General features: G+C 28.6%; 14 protein-coding genes and 2 pseudogenes. 15 read left to right on the forward strand and 1 reads right to left on the reverse strand.

Going from position 1 to position 21,938, the window contains the following annotated elements; all coding sequences use genetic code 11:
- Window positions 1-10: 10 nt before the first annotated feature.
- Window positions 11-478 (reverse strand): glycosyltransferase family protein, encoded by a 468-nt coding sequence (locus CNEONATNEC86_RS04235; RefSeq protein ID WP_058294017.1) that lies wholly within the window; start codon window positions 476-478, stop codon window positions 11-13.
- Window positions 479-679: 201 nt separating this feature from the next.
- Between CNEONATNEC86_RS04235 and CNEONATNEC86_RS04240 the strand changes: the two genes are divergently transcribed.
- The 15 genes and pseudogenes from CNEONATNEC86_RS04240 (at window position 680) to CNEONATNEC86_RS04310 (ending at window position 21,189) form a co-directional block, all read left to right on the forward strand.
- A complete protein-coding gene (locus CNEONATNEC86_RS04240) occupies window positions 680-2,047 on the forward strand; it encodes an MATE family efflux transporter (RefSeq protein ID WP_097919322.1) in 1,368 nt (455 codons plus the stop codon).
- A 112-nt stretch (window positions 2,048-2,159) separates the two neighbouring features.
- Window positions 2,160-2,840, forward strand: a complete 681-nt coding sequence (locus tag CNEONATNEC86_RS04245) for a peptidylprolyl isomerase (protein ID WP_159135577.1) — start codon at window positions 2,160-2,162, stop codon at window positions 2,838-2,840.
- 234 nt (window positions 2,841-3,074) lie between these two features.
- Window positions 3,075-3,740 (forward strand): annotated as a pseudogene (locus CNEONATNEC86_RS04250) (P-loop NTPase family protein); the annotation flags it as partial.
- 65 nt (window positions 3,741-3,805) lie between these two features.
- On the forward strand, window positions 3,806-4,027 hold the full coding sequence (locus CNEONATNEC86_RS04255) for a hypothetical protein (RefSeq protein WP_098021068.1): 222 nt from the start codon (window positions 3,806-3,808) through the stop codon (window positions 4,025-4,027).
- A gap of 55 nt (window positions 4,028-4,082) precedes the next feature.
- Window positions 4,083-5,591, forward strand: a complete 1,509-nt coding sequence (locus CNEONATNEC86_RS04260; protein WP_058294021.1) for a recombinase family protein — start codon at window positions 4,083-4,085, stop codon at window positions 5,589-5,591.
- Between the two features lie 321 nt (window positions 5,592-5,912).
- The gene (locus tag CNEONATNEC86_RS04265; protein ID WP_058294022.1) at window positions 5,913-7,931 is read left to right on the forward strand and encodes a methyl-accepting chemotaxis protein; all 2,019 of its coding nucleotides are present in this window, start codon (window positions 5,913-5,915) and stop codon (window positions 7,929-7,931) included.
- Between the two features lie 325 nt (window positions 7,932-8,256).
- Window positions 8,257-9,996, forward strand: a complete 1,740-nt coding sequence (gene kdpA / locus CNEONATNEC86_RS04270; RefSeq protein WP_058294023.1) for a potassium-transporting ATPase subunit KdpA — start codon at window positions 8,257-8,259, stop codon at window positions 9,994-9,996.
- Between the two features lie 14 nt (window positions 9,997-10,010).
- A complete protein-coding gene (gene kdpB / locus CNEONATNEC86_RS04275) occupies window positions 10,011-12,077 on the forward strand; it encodes a potassium-transporting ATPase subunit KdpB (protein ID WP_058294024.1) in 2,067 nt (688 codons plus the stop codon).
- Window positions 12,078-12,092: 15 nt separating this feature from the next.
- Window positions 12,093-12,698, forward strand: a complete 606-nt coding sequence (gene kdpC, locus CNEONATNEC86_RS04280; RefSeq protein ID WP_159135578.1) for a potassium-transporting ATPase subunit KdpC — start codon at window positions 12,093-12,095, stop codon at window positions 12,696-12,698.
- Window positions 12,699-12,833: 135 nt separating this feature from the next.
- Entirely contained in the window at window positions 12,834-15,536 is a 2,703-nt protein-coding gene (locus CNEONATNEC86_RS04285; protein ID WP_159135579.1) for a sensor histidine kinase, read from the forward strand.
- Window positions 15,529-16,242 (forward strand): response regulator, encoded by a 714-nt coding sequence (locus CNEONATNEC86_RS04290; protein ID WP_058294027.1) that lies wholly within the window; start codon window positions 15,529-15,531, stop codon window positions 16,240-16,242. The genes CNEONATNEC86_RS04285 and CNEONATNEC86_RS04290 overlap by 8 nt, the downstream gene beginning before the upstream one ends.
- A 126-nt stretch (window positions 16,243-16,368) precedes the next feature.
- Window positions 16,369-17,634 (forward strand): annotated as a pseudogene (locus tag CNEONATNEC86_RS04295) (serine protein kinase); the annotation flags it as partial.
- An 8-nt stretch (window positions 17,635-17,642) separates the two neighbouring features.
- A complete protein-coding gene (gene yhbH / locus CNEONATNEC86_RS04300; protein ID WP_058294028.1) occupies window positions 17,643-18,818 on the forward strand; it encodes a sporulation protein YhbH in 1,176 nt (391 codons plus the stop codon).
- A 1-nt stretch (window position 18,819) separates the two neighbouring features.
- Complete coding sequence (locus tag CNEONATNEC86_RS04305) at window positions 18,820-20,190, forward strand: SpoVR family protein (protein WP_058294029.1); 1,371 nt, start codon at window positions 18,820-18,822, stop codon at window positions 20,188-20,190.
- Between the two features lie 339 nt (window positions 20,191-20,529).
- Window positions 20,530-21,189 (forward strand): GntR family transcriptional regulator, encoded by a 660-nt coding sequence (locus CNEONATNEC86_RS04310; RefSeq protein WP_058294030.1) that lies wholly within the window; start codon window positions 20,530-20,532, stop codon window positions 21,187-21,189.
- Window positions 21,190-21,938 lie beyond the last annotated feature (749 nt).

Below are 21,938 nucleotides of genomic sequence, written 5' to 3' on the forward strand. Positions count from 1 at the left end.
TATTAAATTATTAATATAGAAGTGAAGCTATTCCAAATGCCAGTATTACTTGAAGTAAACAACAACCAATAAAACTACCAATAACAACACCATTTTTCTTTTGAAGTGCAAATTGAACATACAACATACTCATTGCTAATCCAATTAGTAATGCAAGAAGTCCTGCAAAGAACATTCCACCTAAAGTGCTTATACCGACAAGTACCCATATCCATGAAGGTACATTTGAAATTGGCTCATAAGGCTTATTAGACCCTAAAAATGTACCATTAACTGCTAAATCAGCCTTGGCACCTAAAACAACTAATTGGCAAACTGTATTATTAAATGTGATTTCATAATCAATTACATTAATAAACCAGTTTGATGATTTTAATTTATTAAGTTCTCCATCAATTATAAGCTTTTTCCCAAAGCCAGCCTTATATTCGATTTCATGCGTTATTCCATCAACTTCAACTTCCCATTTCTTTTTCATTAAATCCCCTCCAAAATAAAGTATTAACCATAATAAGTATACCAAAAAATAGAATATTATTCAAATTATAGATTTTAGTTGATTACTATATATTATAAAGTAATAATATATGGTCTTTGAAATTTGATATATTATGTAAAATATATCTTCTTAAATAAATAATTCTATGATAATATGAATTTAGGAGGGGAAGAGATGAATATGAAACAACTTTATAGAAACATGCTAGATGATAAAAAATTCATCAAAAAAGCAATAGCAATAGCTATACCAATAACTTTTCAACTATTGTTAAATACAACTTTAAATTTTATAGATATATTGATGATTGGAAGTTTAGGGGAAACTACCATTGCAGCAGTTGGACTAGCTAATAAAGTATTCTTTGTCTTTAGTTTACTATTATTCGGAATATGTAGTGGATCTTCAATACTTACATCACAGTATTTCGGTAAAAAAGATATAAAAAGTATAAGAAGGGTGTTAGGAATCTCATTAGTAATAGGATTAATAGGTTCTATTTTTTTTGTAATACCAGGAATATTATGTCCTAAATTAGTAATGAATATTTTTACTCCAAGTACAAATACAATTGCCATAGGAGCATCATATTTAGCGATTGTTGCAATAAGTTATCCATTAACAGCTATAACTAATGTTTATACTGCAGTATTGCGCTCTATTAATGAAGTTAGATTACCTGTTGTAATAAGTTTAGTATCTATTTTTATAAACATAGTTTTAAATTACACATTAATTTTTGGACATTTTGGCGCTCCGGCTTTAGGGGTTCAAGGTGCAGCATTAGGAACACTAATAGCTCGAATAATAGAATGTTTAAGTATTTTAACTATTATATACATAAAAAATGGTCCGGCAGCAGCAAAGATAAAAGAACTTATAGATTTTAATAAAGAATTTACTAAGAAGTTCTTTATTACAGTTACTCCAGTTATTATTAATGAATTTATGTGGGGACTAGGAGTTACAATGTATTCATTAGTGTATGGAAGAATGGGAGATGGTGCTGTGGCTGCTATCACAATTACTCAAAATGTTGAACAGATTATTACTGTAATGTTCCAAGGAATTGGATCGGCTACAGCTGTTATATTAGGAAATGAACTTGGTGCTAATAAATTAGAGAAAGCAGATATTCATGCTAAGTATTTGATAGTAATGCAATTAGTTTTAAGTTTAGTTATGGGAGTTGTATGTTTTCTAATAAAAATGCCTCTTATAAGGCTATTCTCTGTAAGCGAATTTGTTGCATTAGATATAAGTAAATGTTTAATAGTATTTATAATATATTTACCATTTAAGATGTTTAATTTAGTTAATATAGTGGGAGTATTAAGAAGTGGTGGAGATACAAAAGCGGCACTATTTTTAGATGTTACAGGAGTTTGGATTATTGGAATACCATTGGCATTCTTAGGTGGTATATTCTTAGGGTTACCTATATACATAGTTTATGCTATGGTAATGTTTGAAGAAGTATACAAATTTATTTTAGGAATAAGAAGATATAGACAAAAGAAATGGCTCAAAAATATAGTTGGGAACTAAAAAGATGGTAACTAATAACCATACTGTAAAACTACAATATAAATAATAAATATTATGATATACTACTAATGTATAATATAAGTAAAATAAAAGGTAGAAAGAGATGAGAAAGATGAAGAGAAAGAAAAATATATTATTAATTTGTTCTATATTTATTATAGGTTTATTTGCTTTGATTGGCTGTGGAAATAGCAGTACTACTGAACAAGGAAAAGAAAATACAGAAAAAACTCAGGAAAAATCAGAACAAGAAACAAAAGAAACAAATGAAAATTTACCAATAGTAACAATGAAAATAAAAGATTATGGGACAATTGAATTAGAATTATATCCAGAGGTCGCTCCTAATACAGTAAATAATTTTATTTCATTAGCTAATAGTGGATTTTATGATGGATTAACATTTCATAGAGTTATTAAAGGATTCATGATACAAGGTGGAGATCCAGATGGAGTAGGAACTGGAGGTCCAGGATACTCAATTGTTGGAGAATTTACATCAAATGGGTTTGCAAATAGCTTAAAACATACAAAAGGTGTAATATCTATGGCAAGATATCCAGATAATCCTAATAGTGCTGGAAGTCAGTTCTTTATTACGTCAGCAGATGCGTCACATTTAGATGGAGATTATGCTGCATTTGGAAAAGTCATCTCAGGAATTGAAGTTGTTGAAAAGATAGAAAATGTAAAGACAGATTCTAATGATAAACCAGAACAAGATGTTGTTATTGAATCAATTACAGTTGACACAAAAGGTGTTGAGTATAAGGAACCTGAAAAGATTCAATAGAAGATTTATATAAATTTAGAAGTAATATTTTATAAAAGTACCTATGATTTTATAACTACTTAATTTAGTTAAAAATCATAGGTATTTTTATATTAAAATTTAATTATGAGAAATAAGATAAATGATATATAAGTATAAAAGTTATTATATTAATTATAGATATAAAAGATTTGATTTTTAGGAATACTGTCACCTTTTGGTTGAATATATTTTAATAAGAAGGGGGTAGGATTTATGGATTTCAAAGAATTTATAGAAATAGACCGTGAAAAAAGAAGCACAGAAAAATTTGAAGGAAATTTTTTGGATTATCTACAGATATTAAAGAATAATCCGGATATACCTAAATTAGGACATCAAAGACTATATGAAATGATTTTAAGCAAAGGAGTTGAAGATTTAAAACCTGATGAAAATCCAAGAATAAGAAAAATCTATGGTAACCAAGTAATAAGAAAATATGGTTTCTTTAAGAATGATTTTTATGGTATTGATAAAGTAATAATGAAGATTGCAAGTTATTTAAAATCTGCGGCAATGAAAGGTGAAGAAGCAAGACAGGTATTATATTTAGTTGGTCCTGTAGGTGCAGGTAAATCTTCTATAGTAGAAAGTTTAAAAAAGGCATTAGAGGAGTGTGAAGAAATATATGCACTCAAGGGATGCCCAATGCATGAAGAACCTCTTCATCTTATTCCTAAACATTTAAGAAGCAAATTTGAGGATATGCTAAGTATAAAAATAGAAGGTGATTTATGTCCAGTATGTAAATATAAATTGCTACATGAATTAGATGGTAAATATGAAGATTTTCCAGTAGAAAGAGTAGGTTTTTCTATTCGCTCAAGGAAAGGTATTGGTGTTGTGCCTCCAGTGGATCCTAACAATCAAGATACTTCATAATTTATTATTTAGGATGTAATTTGAACTGTTATCAATATAATATTATTTTGGGGTGTGAGAATATGAGGGATATATTTATGTATATATCAGAAGAAGAATATTATAGGGTTTGTGAAGAAATAGATGATGGACAAACCATTAATATATATAAGAGTAAAAATATAGAAATAGACATTAAGAGAAGTGGAAAAAAAATATATAAATTTATAGCTGACTATGGTGAATGTAGTTTGAATGAATGCCTAGAAGATATGTATTTAAAAAAAGATAAAATTATAATATAAAGATTATTATAATTTTAAATCAACAATTATATAACTTTAAAAGGGGAAAAATCTTATGCGGAAAGTAGCATTCTTATCAAGAGTATCAACATTAGATCAGCATTCATCAATAGATAATCAAGAAGAAGTATTTAAAAATTGGTTAAAAAGAAATAGCGGATGTATTTTATATAAGATCTATACAGATGAAGGGATAAGCGGTGCAAAAGGATATAAAAGAAAGCAATGGCTTAATATGCTGGAGGATGGAAAAAAGAAAAAATTTGATATACTAATATCTAAATCTTATTCTAGATTTGGGAGAAATCAAAGAGAAACATTAGATGCCATTGCAATGCTAAGAAATAATGGAATACGAATTATATTCCTAGAAGATAATTTGGATAGTGAGCAGGATTCTAATAAATTTGGATTATTTGCATGGCTTGCAGAGCAGGAAGCTCAAAAAACAAGTGAAAGAATTAAGATAGTATGGGAAAATTACAATTCAGAGGGAAAGGTTCATGTAACTCTGGCTCCTTATGGTTATGATTATAATAAAGAAATAAAGAATTTTGTAGTAAATGATATTGAAGCTGATATAGTTAGAAAAATATTTTCATTATATATAAAAGGAAATGGATACAATAAGATAGCAAAATTATTAACAGAAAATAATATACCTACTAAGAGAAATGGAAAATGGGCCGGAACTACAGTTGGTAATATGCTGAAAAATGATTTTTATTTAGGTGTGCTTACACAGGGCAAAACAAAAACTATTGATGTTACAATGGATACTAAAAAGAAAATTCCTAAAGAAGAATGGATTAAGCATATTAATAATCATGAAGCAATAATTTCTAAAGAATGTTTTGAAAGTGTTCAATATAATATTAAGAAAAGGTCAAAAAGAATTAAGGAATTTTATAATGAGACAAGTATAAAACAAAGCAATTCTTCATTATTCAGTAATTTACTTATATGTGGAGAATGTAACTCTAGATTATCTATTAAAAGAAAGAAAAAGTTAAATAATTATAAACCTTTTTATAATTGTATAAATTATGAGTTAAGAGGAATAAAGGTATGTGGACATAGATCTAATTTTATTTGGGAAGATATATTAATAAATTATATAAAAGAAAAGCTGGATAGTATAGTGAAAAATAATTATAAGGAATTAAAAAATAAGATAAAACAAAAAAATACATGTAATATAAAATATGAAAAAGAATTGAAGTGTATAGAAAATAAAATAAAAGATCAGATAAATATTTCGACTAGATTATTATGCGAATATACTAAAGGAAATGTTGGTGAAATGAATTATAAATTACAAAATGAGAAGATAGAAAAGATACTCAAGCATTTAGTCAATAGAAAAGAAGAATTAAATTCTTTCGCAAATAGCGGAAGAAAAATAAAGCAAGAAGAAAAATTATTGATAGGTGGAATAAATGATTTGCTTGAAACTAAAACAGAAGACTGGAATAATGCAATGATAAAATCAATAATAGATAATATTGTAGTTTATATCGATGGAACTATTGAGATATATTTCAAGTATTTAAATGATAAATGAAATAATATTTTAATATGAGAATTAATACAGCTTTAATATAGTAGAGTTTTTAAATCTAAAACACCATAGAAAACAATTTTCTATGGTGTTTTAAAATAAAGTAAATGTTGAAATGAATAATATTTTGAAAAAATATATAATGTTTAAGCAAAAAATGTCGATAATATGATTAAATAAAAATAATATATTAATATAAATAATTATTTTATAAGATACATGAAAACGATAAAAGCATATATATTATAAATAACAATGTATTAAAAATTTAATATGCGCACTTTTACAAACGATTGCGAAGCTTTATTCTTAGGAGGTAAAAACATGAAGAAAAATACGTTTTATAGTATTGGAAACAAAATAATGTTTCAAATAATAGTATTGGTTATAGGAATATGTTGTTCCTTATCGTTCTTATCGTATTATAAAACAAAGAGTAATATTTTAGAAACTACATATAATACTTTAGCAGAAAGAACAAAAGACAGTGCTACATCAATTGAAAGAGAGTTTTATTATAGGCAAGAACAACTTAACTATATTTCATCATTACCAGAAATACAATCAATGGATTGGAAGATACAAAAGCCAGTTCTTTTAGAAGAAATAGAAAAATGGAATTATGATGGAATGTTTATTATGGATACTAATGGATATGGGTATTACGCATTGGATTCAGAAGAAGAAATTAAAGATCAATCGAATGATGAATTTTTTAAAACAATGCAAGAAAAAGGCTCTTTTATTACTGAACCATACATAAGACAGGAAGAAAAAGAATCAATAACGACTATTGTAACACCAATAAATAGTGAAAATGGAACAATAGTAGGCTATTTATGTGGTACAATTAAATTAGATGATGTAAATAATATTGTTCAATCTGTTAAGATCGGAAATACTGGTTATGCATTTTTATTAAATGATTCAGGAAATTTTGTGGCACATAAAAATATGGATTTAGTATTTAATGAAACTAATTTTATAGATGCTTTTAATAACGATTCCGATGAACAAGTTAATGAAAAATTAGAAGAAGTTCTTAATAAAATAAAATCAAAAGAAACATCTATAGATGAAATTAAGAGTAAAAGTACAGATATTTTTATGTCATATACTGAAGTGAAAAATACACCTTGGTCTATTTGTACAGTTGTTGCTTCAGAGGATGTGTTAAGTGGAATTAATCAGATTGCAGTTAAACAAGTTATTTTAACTATAGTAGCTATAATAATAGGGGGAGTAATATCATTATTAATTAGAAAATATTTATCAGTAGAAATAAATTATATAAAGAAATATTCATCTGAATTATCTGCATATAATTTAGGATATAGAGGAAAAGCAAAAAGGCAGGATGAGTTCGGACAAGTTATAGAAGCATTAAACTCAGGTGTAGATACTCTTGATTCAACAATGAAGGAAGTAAAATTAAATAGTAGTGAAATAAGTGCAAGCAGTGAACAAATAGATTCTATGTTATCAGAAATGTCATTTGAATTAGAACAGGCGGCAGCAACAACGGAGGAAATTTCAGCTAGCATGGAAGAATGTAATGCATCTTTGCAGGAAGTTAATTCGATTTCACAATCTATAAATAATAATACGCAAGCGTCTGTGAATAAAGCACGTGAAAGTTTAGAATTGGCAGATAAGATTGAGAAAGATGCAAGTGCTGTTCATATTGCAACTATCGAATCAAAAGAAAATATTGAAGAAATTTATAAAAAATGTAGTGTGAAATTGAAGGAAGCATTAGAAAAAATATCTGTTGTTGAAACTATTTCACAAATGTCAAATAGTATATTAGATATTTCAGAGCAAACTAATTTACTTTCTCTCAATGCTTCAATAGAAGCTGCAAGAGCTGGTGAACATGGTAATGGGTTTGCTGTAGTTGCAGAAGAAGTAAGAAAATTAGCAGAACAGTCAGCATCAACAGTTAGTAATATACAATCTAATGTTGATAAGGCATTAAATGCGGTTAAAGATTTATCTAATACTTCATCAGAATTATTATCTGTAGTTGAAAAAGATATACTGAATGATTATAAGAAATTAATTGAAGTAGCATTATCATATCAACAGGCTGGAACTAATGTTAAAGGTATGGCATCAGAGTTCTCGAGTATATCAGATGAAATTTCAGATTCAATAAATACTATAACAATGAGCATTAAAGAACTTACAGAAGCAATTTCAGTAGTATCTGAATCGTCTGTAACAATTGCAGAAAATATGAACAATATTAATACAAAGAAGGAATCCATAATATCTAATTCAGCTGATAATAAAAACAAGTCTTTAAAATTATCTAAATTAGTAAATAAATTTAAATTATAAATATATTTTTAATAAAAGAGAGCTATAGAATACTAAAATGGCCTTATTATAGCAGATACTCATAAAAAGAGTCTATCTACTATATAAGGCCATTTTTATACTGGATAGTTATCTTTTATTTTTTATATAAATATTCAAATACTATCTTAACACAATCTTAATTCAAAAATAAAAACCCTAACACCATACTAATTTCTTTGGTGCTAAACTAATGCTATCAAAAGGAAGGGGGAATTTAAATGAATATATTAGTAAGTATTATAGGATTAGTTGCATTTATATATTTCATTTATTTAACAAATATTTTATTAAGAGGTGATAAGTAATGACAAATGTATTATTACAGTATGGACTGTATCTTTTAATTCTAATAGTACTAGCAATACCGCTTGGAAATTATATAGGTAAAGTAATGAATGGAGAAAAAGTATTTTTATCTAAACTATTAGTTCCATGCGAAAATGCTATATATAAAGCTTTACGTATAGATAAAGAAGAAGACATGGGATGGAAAAAATATTCAATTTCAGCTTTAGCGTTTTCTATTATTAGCTTTGTAGTATTATTTTTACTACACATGTGTCAAGGGTTTTTACCATTAAATCCAGAAAAGTTGCCAGGAACAACTTGGGATTTAGCATTTAACAATGCAGTAAGTTTTGTAACAAATACTAACTGGCAATCATATTCAGGTGAAAGTTCATTAAGTTATTTCACACAGATGATGGGATTAACAGTACAAAATTTTGTTTCAGCTGCAGTTGGTATATCGGTATTATTTGCATTAATTAGAGGATTTATAAGAGCTAAAGAAAATGGAATAGGAAATTTTTGGGCTGATATTACTAGAACACTTCTTTATATATTAATTCCACTTTCAATAGTAGTATCAGTAGTTCTAGTATCACAAGGAGTTGTTCAAAACTTTAAGCCATATGAAACAGTTTCTTTACTGGAACCTATAACACTTGACGATGGAACTGTAGTTACAGAAGAAGTGGTTCCACTTGGACCAGCAGCAAGCCAAGTGGCTATAAAACAATTAGGAACAAATGGTGGAGGATTCTTTGGAGCTAACTCAGCCCACCCCCTTGAAAATCCAAATGCATTATCTAATTTATTTGAAATGATATCAATATTATTAATACCAGCAGCATTATGCTTTACATTTGGTAGAAATGTAAAAGATAAGAAACAAGGAATAGCATTATTTTTAGCAATGGGTATTATGCTAGTTGCAACACTTGGAATAATAGGAGTAAATGAACAAAATGCAACCCCACAATTAGCAATGAATGGACAAGTTGACCTATCAGCAGTTGACCAGGCAGGTGGAAATATGGAAGGGAAAGAATCAAGATTCGGTATAGCAACATCCACTACATGGTCAGCATTTACTACAGCTGCATCTAATGGTTCAGTAAATGCAATGCATGATAGTTATACACCAATTGGTGGTATGATTACAATGATTCAAATGCAGTTAGGTGAAGTTATATTTGGAGGAGTCGGCTGCGGACTTTATGGAATGTTAAGTTTTGCAATATTAACAGTATTTATGGCAGGGCTTATGGTTGGCAGAACGCCTGAATATTTAGGAAAGAAAATAGAACCATTTGAAATGAAAATGGCCGTATTAGTATGTTTGGCAACACCTATAGCAATATTAATAGGTAGTGGAATAGCTACATTATTACCTTCAATGGTTGATAGTTTAAAAAATAGTGGAGCTCATGGATTTTCAGAAATACTTTATGCGTACTCTTCAGCAGGTGGTAACAATGGTTCTGCATTTGCTGGATTAAATGCAAATACACCATTTTTAAATGTAAGTTTAGGTTTTGTTATGTTATTTGCACGTTTTGTTCCTATGGTATGTACTCTTGCAATAGCAGGAAGCTTAGTTAAAAAGAAAAAGGTTGCAGAAAGTGAAGGAACATTACCAACACATAATGCTATGTTTGTATGTCTTTTAATATTTGTAGTATTACTTATTGGAGCATTAAGCTTCTTTCCAGCATTAGCACTTGGACCTATTGCTGAATTCTTTCAAATGTTAGGTTAAATGAGGTGACGAATATGAATGAAAATAAGAGTAGTTTTGCTGATAAAAAAATGATAATAAGAGCCATTAAGGATTCTTTTATAAAATTATCACCTAAAACTCAAATGGAAAATCCAGTTATGTTTCTTGTATACATTTCATCTATATTAACAACTATTTTATATGTAGTTTCACTAGTTGGTATTAGAGATGCAAAGCCAGGTTTTATACTGGGAATTACAATAATTCTATGGCTTACAGTATTATTTGCAAACTTTGCAGAAGCAATAGCACAAGGGCGTGGTAAAGCACAAGCAGATGCGCTAAGAGCTAGTAAAAAGGATGTAGAAGCTCATAAAATACCTTCAGTAGATAAAAAAGATGAAATAATAAAAGTTTCATCAGCATTACTTAAAAAAGGTGATATAGTGATTGTAAAAGCTGGCGAACAAATACCAGCAGATGGTGAAGTAATTGATGGTGCAGCATCAGTTGATGAAAGTGCAATAACAGGAGAATCAGCACCTGTTATAAGAGAAAGCGGCGGAGATAGAAGTGCTGTTACTGGTGGTACTACAGTTACTTCAGATTGGTTGGTTATTGAGATTACAAGTGAAGCTGGAGAAAGCTTTCTTGACAAAATGATTGCAATGGTTGAAGGAGCTTCTCGTAAAAAGACTCCTAATGAAATAGCATTACAAATTTTATTGGTTGCATTAACAATTATATTCTTATTAGTTACAGTTTCATTATATTCATATTCAATTTTTTCAGCTAATCAAGCAGGAAAAGTAAATCCAATCTCAGTAACTTCTTTAGTTGCGTTACTTGTATGTTTAGCACCAACAACAATAGGTGCATTACTTTCAGCTATTGGTATTGCTGGTATGAGTCGTTTAAATCAAGCTAATGTTTTGGCAATGAGTGGACGTGCCATTGAAGCAGCGGGTGATGTAGATATATTAATGTTAGATAAAACAGGAACTATTACTCTTGGTAATCGTCAAGCTTGTGAATTTATACCAGTAGATGGTGCATCAGAAAAAGAATTAGCAGATGCAGCTCAGCTTTCATCATTAGTAGATGAAACACCAGAAGGACGTAGCATAGTAGTTCTTGCTAAGGAAAGGTTTGGAATTAGAGAAAGAAATATAAGTGAGCTTAATATGGAATTTGTACCATTCACAGCAAAGACTCGTATGAGTGGTGTTAATTTTAATGGAAATGAAATTCGTAAAGGTGCGGCAGATTCAGTAAGAGCGTATGTAATATCAAAAGGTGGAAAATACAGTAAAGAGTGTGATGATGCTGTTACTCAAATAGCAAATAAGGGTGGAACTCCTTTAGTTGTTGCTAAAAATGATAAAATACTTGGAGTAGTTTATTTAAAAGATATTATTAAACAAGGTGTGCAAGAGAAATTTGCTGATTTAAGAAAAATGGGTATTAAAACTATTATGATAACTGGAGATAACCCATTAACAGCAGCAGCAATTGCGGCAGAAGCTGGTGTTGATGATTTCTTAGCAGAAGCTACTCCAGAAGGAAAATTAACTATGATTCGTGATTTTCAAGCTAAAGGACATTTAGTTGCTATGACAGGTGATGGAACCAATGATGCACCAGCACTTGCACAAGCTGATGTTGCAGTAGCAATGAATACTGGTACACAAGCTGCAAAAGAGGCAGGAAACATGGTTGATTTAGATTCATCACCAACAAAATTAATAGATATAGTTAGAATAGGAAAACAATTATTAATGACTCGTGGTAGTTTAACAACATTCAGTATTGCTAATGACCTTGCTAAATATTTTGCAATAATACCAGCTTTATTCATTGGGCTGTATCCAGGACTATCAGCATTAAATATCATGAATTTGCATAGTGCAGAAAGTGCAATTTTTTCAGCAATAATATATAATGCATTAATAATAATAGCATTAATTCCATTAGCCCTTAGAGGTGTAAAATATCGTGAAGTTTCAGCAGGAAAATTATTATCAAGAAATCTTCTTGTATATGGTTTAGGTGGTATAGTGGTACCATTTATAGCTATAAAAATAATTGATGTGATTATTACTTCAATAGGTATTATTTAAGAAAGGATGATTTTAATGAAAGATTTTAAAGCAGTATTTCCAAAAGCTTTAATAATATTTTTAATATTTACAGTTTTATGTGGAGCAGTATATACATTGGTCATAACAGGTATCTCTCAAATATTATTTCCCAAACAGGCTAATGGAAGTATTATAGAGATTGATGGTAAGAAATATGGAAGTGCATTATTAGCACAGCAATATACTGATGAAAAACATTTATGGGGAAGAATAATGAATATTGATACAGACACTTTTACAGATGATAAAGGGAATAAGGTCGCATATGCGTGGGCATCAAATTTAACTCCAACAAGTGATCAGTTACAGTCAGTAATTAATGAACGCATTAAAAAAATTAAAGAAGCACATCCAGAAAAAGGGGACACTCCTATTCCAGTTGATTTAGTAACATGTTCAGGAAGTGGATTAGATCCACATATTTCAGTAGCAGCAGCTGAGTATCAAGTGGATCGGATTGCAAAAAATAATAATATGTCAAAAGAAGAAGTACAATCAATAATTGATAAATATACAGATAATAAATTGCTAGGAGTGCTTGGAGAAAAAACAGTTAATGTATTAGAGGTAAATCTTGCACTTGATGGAATTTTGAAATAATATAAAGAAAATAATAATATTAACACAATCTTTATACTATAGCTAAAATATTTATAAAATAATTATTTTGGCTATAGTATAATTTATTTACAAGAAGATTTTATAAAATTAAAATTGATTTTGGAGGTGGAATATATGATAGAGGAGCGACCTAATCCAGATGCAGTCTTAAAACAAATCTTAGATGAAAAAGAAGAAAATGTGAAGAGGAAAGGAAGACTAAAAATATTTTTTGGATATGCAGCAGGAGTTGGAAAAACATTTGCTATGCTTGAAGCTGCACATGAAGCAAAGAAGAGTGGAATTGATATAGTAGCAGGATATATAGAACCGCATACAAGAGTTGAAACACTTGCACTTTTAGAAGGTCTTGAGATGCTTCCTAATTTAAAAATACAGTATAAAGGAATTACATTAAATGAATTTGATCTTGATGGAGCAATCAAAAGAAAGCCACAACTAATTTTAGTAGATGAGTTAGCTCACAGTAATGCAGAACAATGCAGGCATATAAAGAGATATCAAGATATAAAAGAATTGCTGGAAAATGGAATAGATGTTTATACAACAGTAAATGTTCAGCATATTGAAAGTTTAAATGATATTGTAGCATCAATAACAGGTGTAATTGTACGTGAAAGGGTTCCAGATAGTGTTTTTGATGATGCTGACCAAGTTGAATTAGTAGATATTGAACCAGAAGATTTAATTGCACGATTAAATCAAGGAAAAATATATAAAGAAAATCAAGTAAAAAGAGCGCTAGTAAACTTTTTTACAAAGGAAAAATTAGTTGCATTGAGGGAAATTGCATTAAGACGTACGGCTGATGCTGTAAATAAGAAAATAGATAAGGAAAGAGAAAATAACAAGAGTGGCTATTATACTGAAGAACATATTTTAATATGTCTTTCAAGTGCACCAAGCAATGCTAAAGTGATTAGAACTGCAGCTAGAATGGCATCGGCATTTGATGGACTATTTACAGCATTATTTGTTGAAACTCCAAATACTAAAGAATTCGAAAAAGATAATAGAATCAGCCTGGAGAAGAATCTAAAATTAGCTGAACAGCTTGGAGCAAGAATTGCGACTGTATATGGAGAAGATATTGCGAGCCAAATATCAGAATATGCAAAAATAAGTGGAGTATCTAAAATTGTACTTGGTAGATCAAATACGAGGAAAGGATTACTTATAAATAAGAAAACTCTAGTAGATAAGCTGACTGAGCTTGCACCTAATATAGATATCTACATTATTCCAGATAATTCAAAAAAGTATAATAAAATAAATATTAAAAGAATAGAAATACCTAAATTTACAGTAATAGATATTGCAAAAACATTAGGAGTATTATTAATTACTACAATAACTGGATTAATATTTTATAATTTAGGATATGGGGAATCGAATATTATTATTATGTATCTTTTGGGAGTTTTAATTACTTCTATTATCACAAGTGGTAAGACTTATGGAATATTAATATCAATACTGGGAGTTTTAACATACGATTTTATGTTTACTGAACCTAGGCTTACATTAAAGGCATATGATGCTAGCTATCCAGTTACATTTTTAGTTATGCTTGTATCTTCTGTTTTATCTAGCAAATTAGCAACAAGAGTAAAGATAGAAGCTCAAAATTCAGCAAAAAAAGCTTATAGAACCGAAGTGTTGTTAGAAACCAGTCAGAAATTGCAACTTGCAAAGAGTAAAGAAGAGATATTTAATGAAACAGCATATCAAACAAAGAAATTATTGGATAAACCCATAATATTATATATACAAAATGATAAAGGAAATTTAGAACCAATTATATTTAAAAAAGATAATGATACGGATATTAAACAATATATAACAGAAGAAGAGCATGCAGTTGCAGAATGGGTGTTTAAAAATAAAAAACATGCAGGAGCAACAACTGATACATTACCAGGGGCTAAGTGTCTTTATTTAGCAATAAGAAATTATGAAAAATCATTTGCAGTAATTGCAATTCCTATAGATAAAAATGAAATTTTAGATCCATTTGAAAAGAATTTATTAATTGCAGTTTTAGGTGAAAGTGCAATATCCTTAGAAAAAGAGGAGATTAATATAAGTAAAAATAAGATAAAGATGAAAGCAGATCAGGAAAAACTAAGGGCAAATTTGTTAAGAGCTATTTCACATGATTTACGTACTCCACTTACTAGTATATCAGGAAATGCAGGAATTTTGATGAAAAACTCTAATATATTGAATGATGAAAAAAAGCAGGAGCTGTATTCAGATATTTATGATGATTCAATGTGGCTAATAAACTTGGTTGAAAATATATTATCTATAACACGTATTGAAAATGGTTCAATGAATATAAAAATAGAACCTGAGTTAATTGATGAAGTTATACAGGAAGCTTTACTTCATGTTAATAGAAAGAAATCAGAATACAATATAGAAGTATTGGTAGAAGATGATTTGATGATGGCTAAAATGGATTCCAGACTAATAATTCAAGTAATAATAAATATTGTGAATAATGCTATAAAATATACGCCAAAAGGTTCAAATATAAGAATTTCTGCAGCTAGAAAAGAAAAAATGATTGTAGTTGAAATTTCTGATAATGGATATGGAATTAGTGATTCGGTTAAAGACAAGATATTTGATATGTTTTTTACAATAAATGATAAGCATGGAGATGGCAGAAGAGGCCTTGGATTGGGATTGTCACTATGTAAGTCAATAATAAATGCTCATGGCGGAGAAATTTACGTAAAAGATAATATACCTAAGGGAAGTACTTTTGGATTTACTTTACAGGAAGAGGAGGTTAAACTAGATGAATAAACCACATATTTTAGTAGTAGAAGATGATAAAGCTATTAGAAATTTAATTATAACTACATTAGAGACTCAAAATTATAGATATCATATTGCAGAGAATGGTGAATCAGCTATTATGGAAGCTGTAACATCAAAACCTGATATAATAATTCTAGACTTAGGACTTCCAGATATTGAGGGTATAGATATTATAAGAAAGATAAGAACGTGGTCTAATGTACCAATTATAGTAGTTAGTGCTAGAAGTGAAGATAAAGATAAAATTGAGGCGCTTGATTCTGGCGCTGATGACTATTTAACAAAGCCATTTAGTGTAGATGAATTATTAGCCAGATTAAGAGTTACATTAAGAAGGATTAATTATAGTAATGATATAAAAGATAAAAATAGCAGTTTATTTATTAATGGAGAACTAAAAATAGATTATGCAGCAAGGTGCGTTTTTATGAAAGATAACGAAATTCACCTAACACCTATAGAATATAAATTATTATGTCTATTAGCAAAAAATGTTGGTAAAGTTCTAACTCATAACTTTATTTTAAAAGAAATATGGGGCAATGTTTTACCTAATGATACACCTTCATTAAGAGTTTTTATGGCAACTCTTAGAAAGAAAATCGAAGAAAAGCCATCAGCTCCCAAATATATTCAAACTCATATAGGTGTTGGATATAGAATGATAAGAATTAATGATAATATAGAATGAAATTACTGTATATATAAGGGGTATCGCATAAAAAATCTGCGATACCTCTTTTTTATGCATTATAAATTCAAATTAAACTTTGTAGGTGTATAGTATCTTCAGGCTTGTCCCTAAACAGTAAATTAAGATACTTCAATATTAACAGGATCTATAGATATATCAAAAATGGATTTATATTCAGAAGATGACCCAAGAATATTCTCATTAAATGGTGCATTTAACGTTGGTAATAGAGGTTTAGTTGAATTTATTGAAGTATTCAAAAATGATGTTGAGTATCTTCATACAATAATTACAGCAACACAAGAAAAATCTGTTCCATCACCTGGAAAAGGATCAATGATTTATTTTGATGGTGTTATCGTAGCTCATTCAAATGAAGCTGAATGGAATAAGTTTAAATCAGATCATACTAATGAAGCTATTTTAGATAGAATAGTAAAAGTTGAAGTTCCTTACTGTTTAGAGCTTGATGAAGAAGTGAAAATATATGAAAAAATATTAAAGAAGAGTACTTTTAAAGCACATATAGCACCACATACAATTGAAATTGCTGCTATGTTTGCAATACTTTCAAGGCTTATACCTTCATCCAAGGTAGATACTATGACAAAGCTTAAGATTTATAATGGTGAAGAAATAGTTGAAAAAGGAACTACAAAGAAGATTGATATAGGTGAACTTAGAGAAGAAGCAGGGCAATATGAAGGAATGAAAGGAATAAGTACAAGATTTATAATAAAAGCTATTGATAATGCACTCTCAGAATCTGAATATGACTGCATAAATCCTCTTAGTATAATGGAAAGCATGATCAAGTCTGTTAAAGAAATGGACATTGGTGCTGATGATAAGAAGAAATATCTTGCATTTATTCAAGATAGTATTAGAAAAGAATATAATAAAGTTCTTGAAAAAGAAATTACTAAGGCATTTATACATTCATTTAGAGAACAGGCAGAAAGTCTATTTAATAACTATATAGATAATGCTGAAGCATATGTAAACAAAACAAAAATTAAAGATGATTCTACAGGAGAAGAATTAAATCCAGATGAAGATTTCATGAGAAGCATAGAAGAACAAATAGGTGTATATGCAGCATCAAGCAAAGGATTTAGATCTGATGTAACTTCTTATATGTTTTATATTGTTAGAAATGGCGGAAAGCTTGATTATACATCTTATGAGCCATTAAAAGAAGCTATAGAAAAGAAATTAACAGCTTCAGTTAAGGATTTATCAAGAATAATAACAAAATCAAAAGTTAGAGATAAAGAACAAGCGGAAAAATATGATTCTATGGTTGAAGAGATGAAAAGAAATGGATATTGCCTTCACTGCTGCGATGTAATATTAAAATATGCAGCTAATAACTTATGGAGGGATTAAAGTAGTATATGGCTATTTTTAGGGATTATACTAACAATCCAATTGATCATGACAGATCCATAGAAGATAGAAGAAGGCATAGGCAGCTTGTAGAAAAATCAATAAAAGAAAATCTAGGTGATATATTATCAGAAGAAAGTATAGTTGGAGAGAGTAAGAATAAAAAATTTAAAATACCTATAAAGGGGATAAAAGAATATCAGTTTGTTTATGGAAAAAATTCTAAAGGGGTAGCTACTGGAGTTGGAAATGAAAAACGTGGACAAAAGATAGGAAGTGGTGAAAATGCTCCAGGTCAAGGAAACAAAGGAGCGGGAAATTCTGAGGGAGATGATGTATATGAAACTGAAATAACCTTGGAAGAGCTACTTGACTATATTGCTGAAGATTTGAACTTACCTAATTTAGATGAAAAGAAGTATTCAGAAATAATAAATGAAACTAGTGGTAAGAAAAAAGGTTATCAAACACATGGAATAAGACCACGTTTGGCTAAGAAAAAAACAGTAGCAACCAAGATTGCTAGAAAGCAATGTAAAAAGAGAGCTTTAAGTGAATTAGGCAATGAAGAAGAGCTTGAAAGATTTCCATTTATTGATGATGATTTAAGATATTACAGGGTAAAAGTAAAGCCTAAAAAGGTTAGTAATGCTGTTATGATTTTCATAATGGATGCATCAGGTTCTATGGATGTTACAAAGAAATATTTGGCACGTTCTTACTTTTTCGTATTGGCTACTTTTTTAAAAAGAAAATATAACAACATTGCTTTTGAATTTATATACCATACAACAGTGGCTAAAAGAGTAGATGAATATGAATTTTTTCATAGATCTGAATCAGGAGGAACTTATATATCAAGTGGAATTAATGAAGCATTAGCATTAATAGAAGAAAAATATCCAATTGCTGCATGGAATATTTATCCTATATATGCTAGTGATGGCGATAATTGGTCTGAAGACAATGAGAGAGCTGTTAAAGCTGTTAAGAAAATTTGTGAAATAAGTAATATGTTTGGGTATGCAGAACTTTTACCGTCAACATATACAACAACCATGTATCATAAATTCAAGAAAGAAATAACAAATGAAAAATTTGTTCCTGTAATAATAAAGGAAAAGAAAGATTTATGGGAAGCACTAAAAGTTATGCTTAGGAAGGAGCTAAAGGAGGAAGGTTAGTTTGGATTATACAGTAGAGGATTTAAAAATATGGAATGAAAAGATAGAAAAAAAGGTTGAAGAATATGGATTAGATTTTTATCCACAGGAATTTGAAATGATAGGATTTAATGATATGATTGGATATGAGTCTTATGTGGGTATGCCATCAAGATATCCCCACTGGAGCTTTGGAAAATCATATGAGAAAAATAAAATGTTATATTCTTTAAATCTTACAGGGCTTCCTTACGAAATGGTTATTAACTCTGATCCTTGTTTAGCATATTTGATGAAAGACAATACAGTGTTGCTTCAAATATTAACAATGGCTCATGTATATGGTCATAATGATTTTTTTAAGAATAATAGATTATTTAAACAAGGAACTAAAGCTAAATATACTTTAGAAATGTTCAATTTGAATTCAAAGATTATAAGAGAATATATAGATGATCCAAGTATTGGATATGAAAAAGTTGAAAGAATATTAGATGCAGCTCATGCTATAAAATATCAAGTTGGAAGAACAATTGGAGTTAAAGAGTTATCAGATAATGAAATAAAAGAAAGCATAATAAAGGATTATGAGAGTAAAAAAGAAAATCGAAGTTTTTTAGATTCTTATGAAGAAATTAAATTGCCTAATTTAGATAAAATACCATTAGAGCCAGTAGATGATATTATGGGATTTATAATAGAGTATGGTTCTCTTAAGGAATGGGAAAAAACAATTTTAAGTATTGTAAAAAGAGAAGCTGAATATTTTCTTCCTCAAATAGAGACTAAGATAATGAATGAAGGATGGGCAAGTTATACTCATTATAATATATTAAAGCAGCTAGATTTACCACAAGAGCTATATTTAGAGTTTATTAAGAGGCACAATGATGTAATAGCACCAGCTATAGGTGGCTTAAATCCATACTATATAGGATTTAAAATGTTTGAAGATATAGAAAAAAAATATGGAAAAGAAAAAATTTTTGAAGTTAGAGCTATCGAAAGAGATTCTTCATTTTTACGTAGATATTTAACACAAGAATTGTGTGAAGAGTTAAATCTTTTTGAGTACAATCAAAGAACATTCGATACAATTATTGAAGAAATATCAGATGAAGATGGCTGGAAAACTATACGTGATACATTAAGTTATACATGTGGTATGGGAGGAATACCATATGTAAGAATCATTGATCTTAATAAAAATGATAGAACTCTGACTTTAGAAAATGTATATGATGGTCGAACTTTGGATTTATCATATGCAAAAGCAACCTTACAATATATACAAGAGCTTTGGGGATATGATGTTAAATTAATTACTAAAGGAAGTGATAAGCAAAGCGTAGTTATGTTATGTAATTCAGAAAAACAAATAAATATATTATAAGGCATATATAATTATCAAATATCAATGCTCAATAATCAGTTAAGGAAAATTTTAAATATATTTTAAGAAATTCTAAAAGAATTTCAACTTAAATTGATAATTGGGCATTGAAAAATGATAATTTAATATTGAATAATTAAGCATAAAAATCATATAAACATATAATTGACAGTTTATGTTGATAGACGTATTCTAAGCATAGAGAGAAATAATAATATGCATTAAATAAAAATGATTATATAATTTTATGTGAATATAGATTTTATTTATTCATATAAAATTAGGATGTATTTGAATAGAATATGTATACAGTATTCATAAATGGGAGGTAAGTCAACTGTGGAAAAACTTGGCTCAATAAAAAAAAGTAAATCATTAGCTGATAAAGCATATGATACAATAAAAGAAGCAATAATTTATAATAAATTAAAGCCAGGAGAAATATTAGCAGAAGAAAAGCTGGCAGAAGAATTAAATATTAGCAGAACACAAATAAGATCTGCATTATCTAAACTTGTGTTTGAAGAAATTGCATTTATAAACAAAAATAAAAATGTAATAGTGTCTGATATTACTCAAAAAGATATTGATGATATATTTTTTATACGTGAATCCCTAGAGCCATTGGCAGTGTCTTTGCTAAAAGATAAAATAACAAAAAGTCAGATAGAAGATTTAAAAAATAAGTATATAGAACAATTACATACCATAGAACAATTTGATGGATATAGCTTTATAGAATTAGATTATGATTTTCATAATACTATTTCAGAATATACAGGAAATTCATTTTTGAATGAAACAATAAAAAAGGCAACTCTAGTAACAAAACGTTTTTTAATATTGTCTGGTACTGTACCACAATATAGTATTATAGCTAATAAGGAACATAAAGAAATAATTGATTATATAGAACGAGGACAATTTGAAGAAGCAAGTGAATCAATGCTTAGACATTTGAAGAATGTAAAAGAAAAAATATTAAGAAAAAATGCATAAATGTCTGATAATCTAAATTATTAGTGTCTTATCAATAAAATACTGAAAGTAAAATAATTAATGATTAATATACAATTAAAGGCAATAAAGTCAAAGATTTTAAATTTTTGACTTTATTATTTTTTTATATCAATGTGTTGTATACAGAATATAAAAGATATAGAACCAAGGAGTAAGTATATATAATATGAAGGGGGTAAGGCTAAAAAGAATAATTGAATGGCTGTAATCATCTTTTTAAAATCGTCTATTAGATAACGTAGATAAAAAAGAAATTCAATTGGAAATAGCAAGAAAGGTATCTTAATAATTAAAAAGAGCTTATATGTTATAATTTATAATTAAAAAAATATTAGGAAAATGAAGAAAAAACTATTGTATAAATATTTAGAATAAGGTAAAATACCCAGAATTTAAGAATTTAAGAATTTAAGAATTTAAGAATTTAAGAATATGCTTATTTCATGGGAATTAGAAGGAATTACTTAATGAACCATCTTCATCAGCAGATGAAGATGGGCTATACTGCCAGGCTCGTATCTCACCAAGCATTATATGCCAAGGAAACACCTACTCATGTGCATTTGTAGGTGTAAGCGATTCGCACCAAATACAAGATTGGGGCTCTCTGCTTAAGAATTTGCTTATTTTATGCGGTATAGAAGGGATTTTTTTAGAAGAATTTTTTGACAATCCTAAAAATCCAAGAACTCTAGATTTTCTTTCTAAAGTATTATAAAAATATATAA

The organism is Clostridium neonatale, from assembly GCF_900465025.1.
Classification (GTDB): Bacteria; Bacillota; Clostridia; order Clostridiales; family Clostridiaceae; genus Clostridium; species Clostridium neonatale.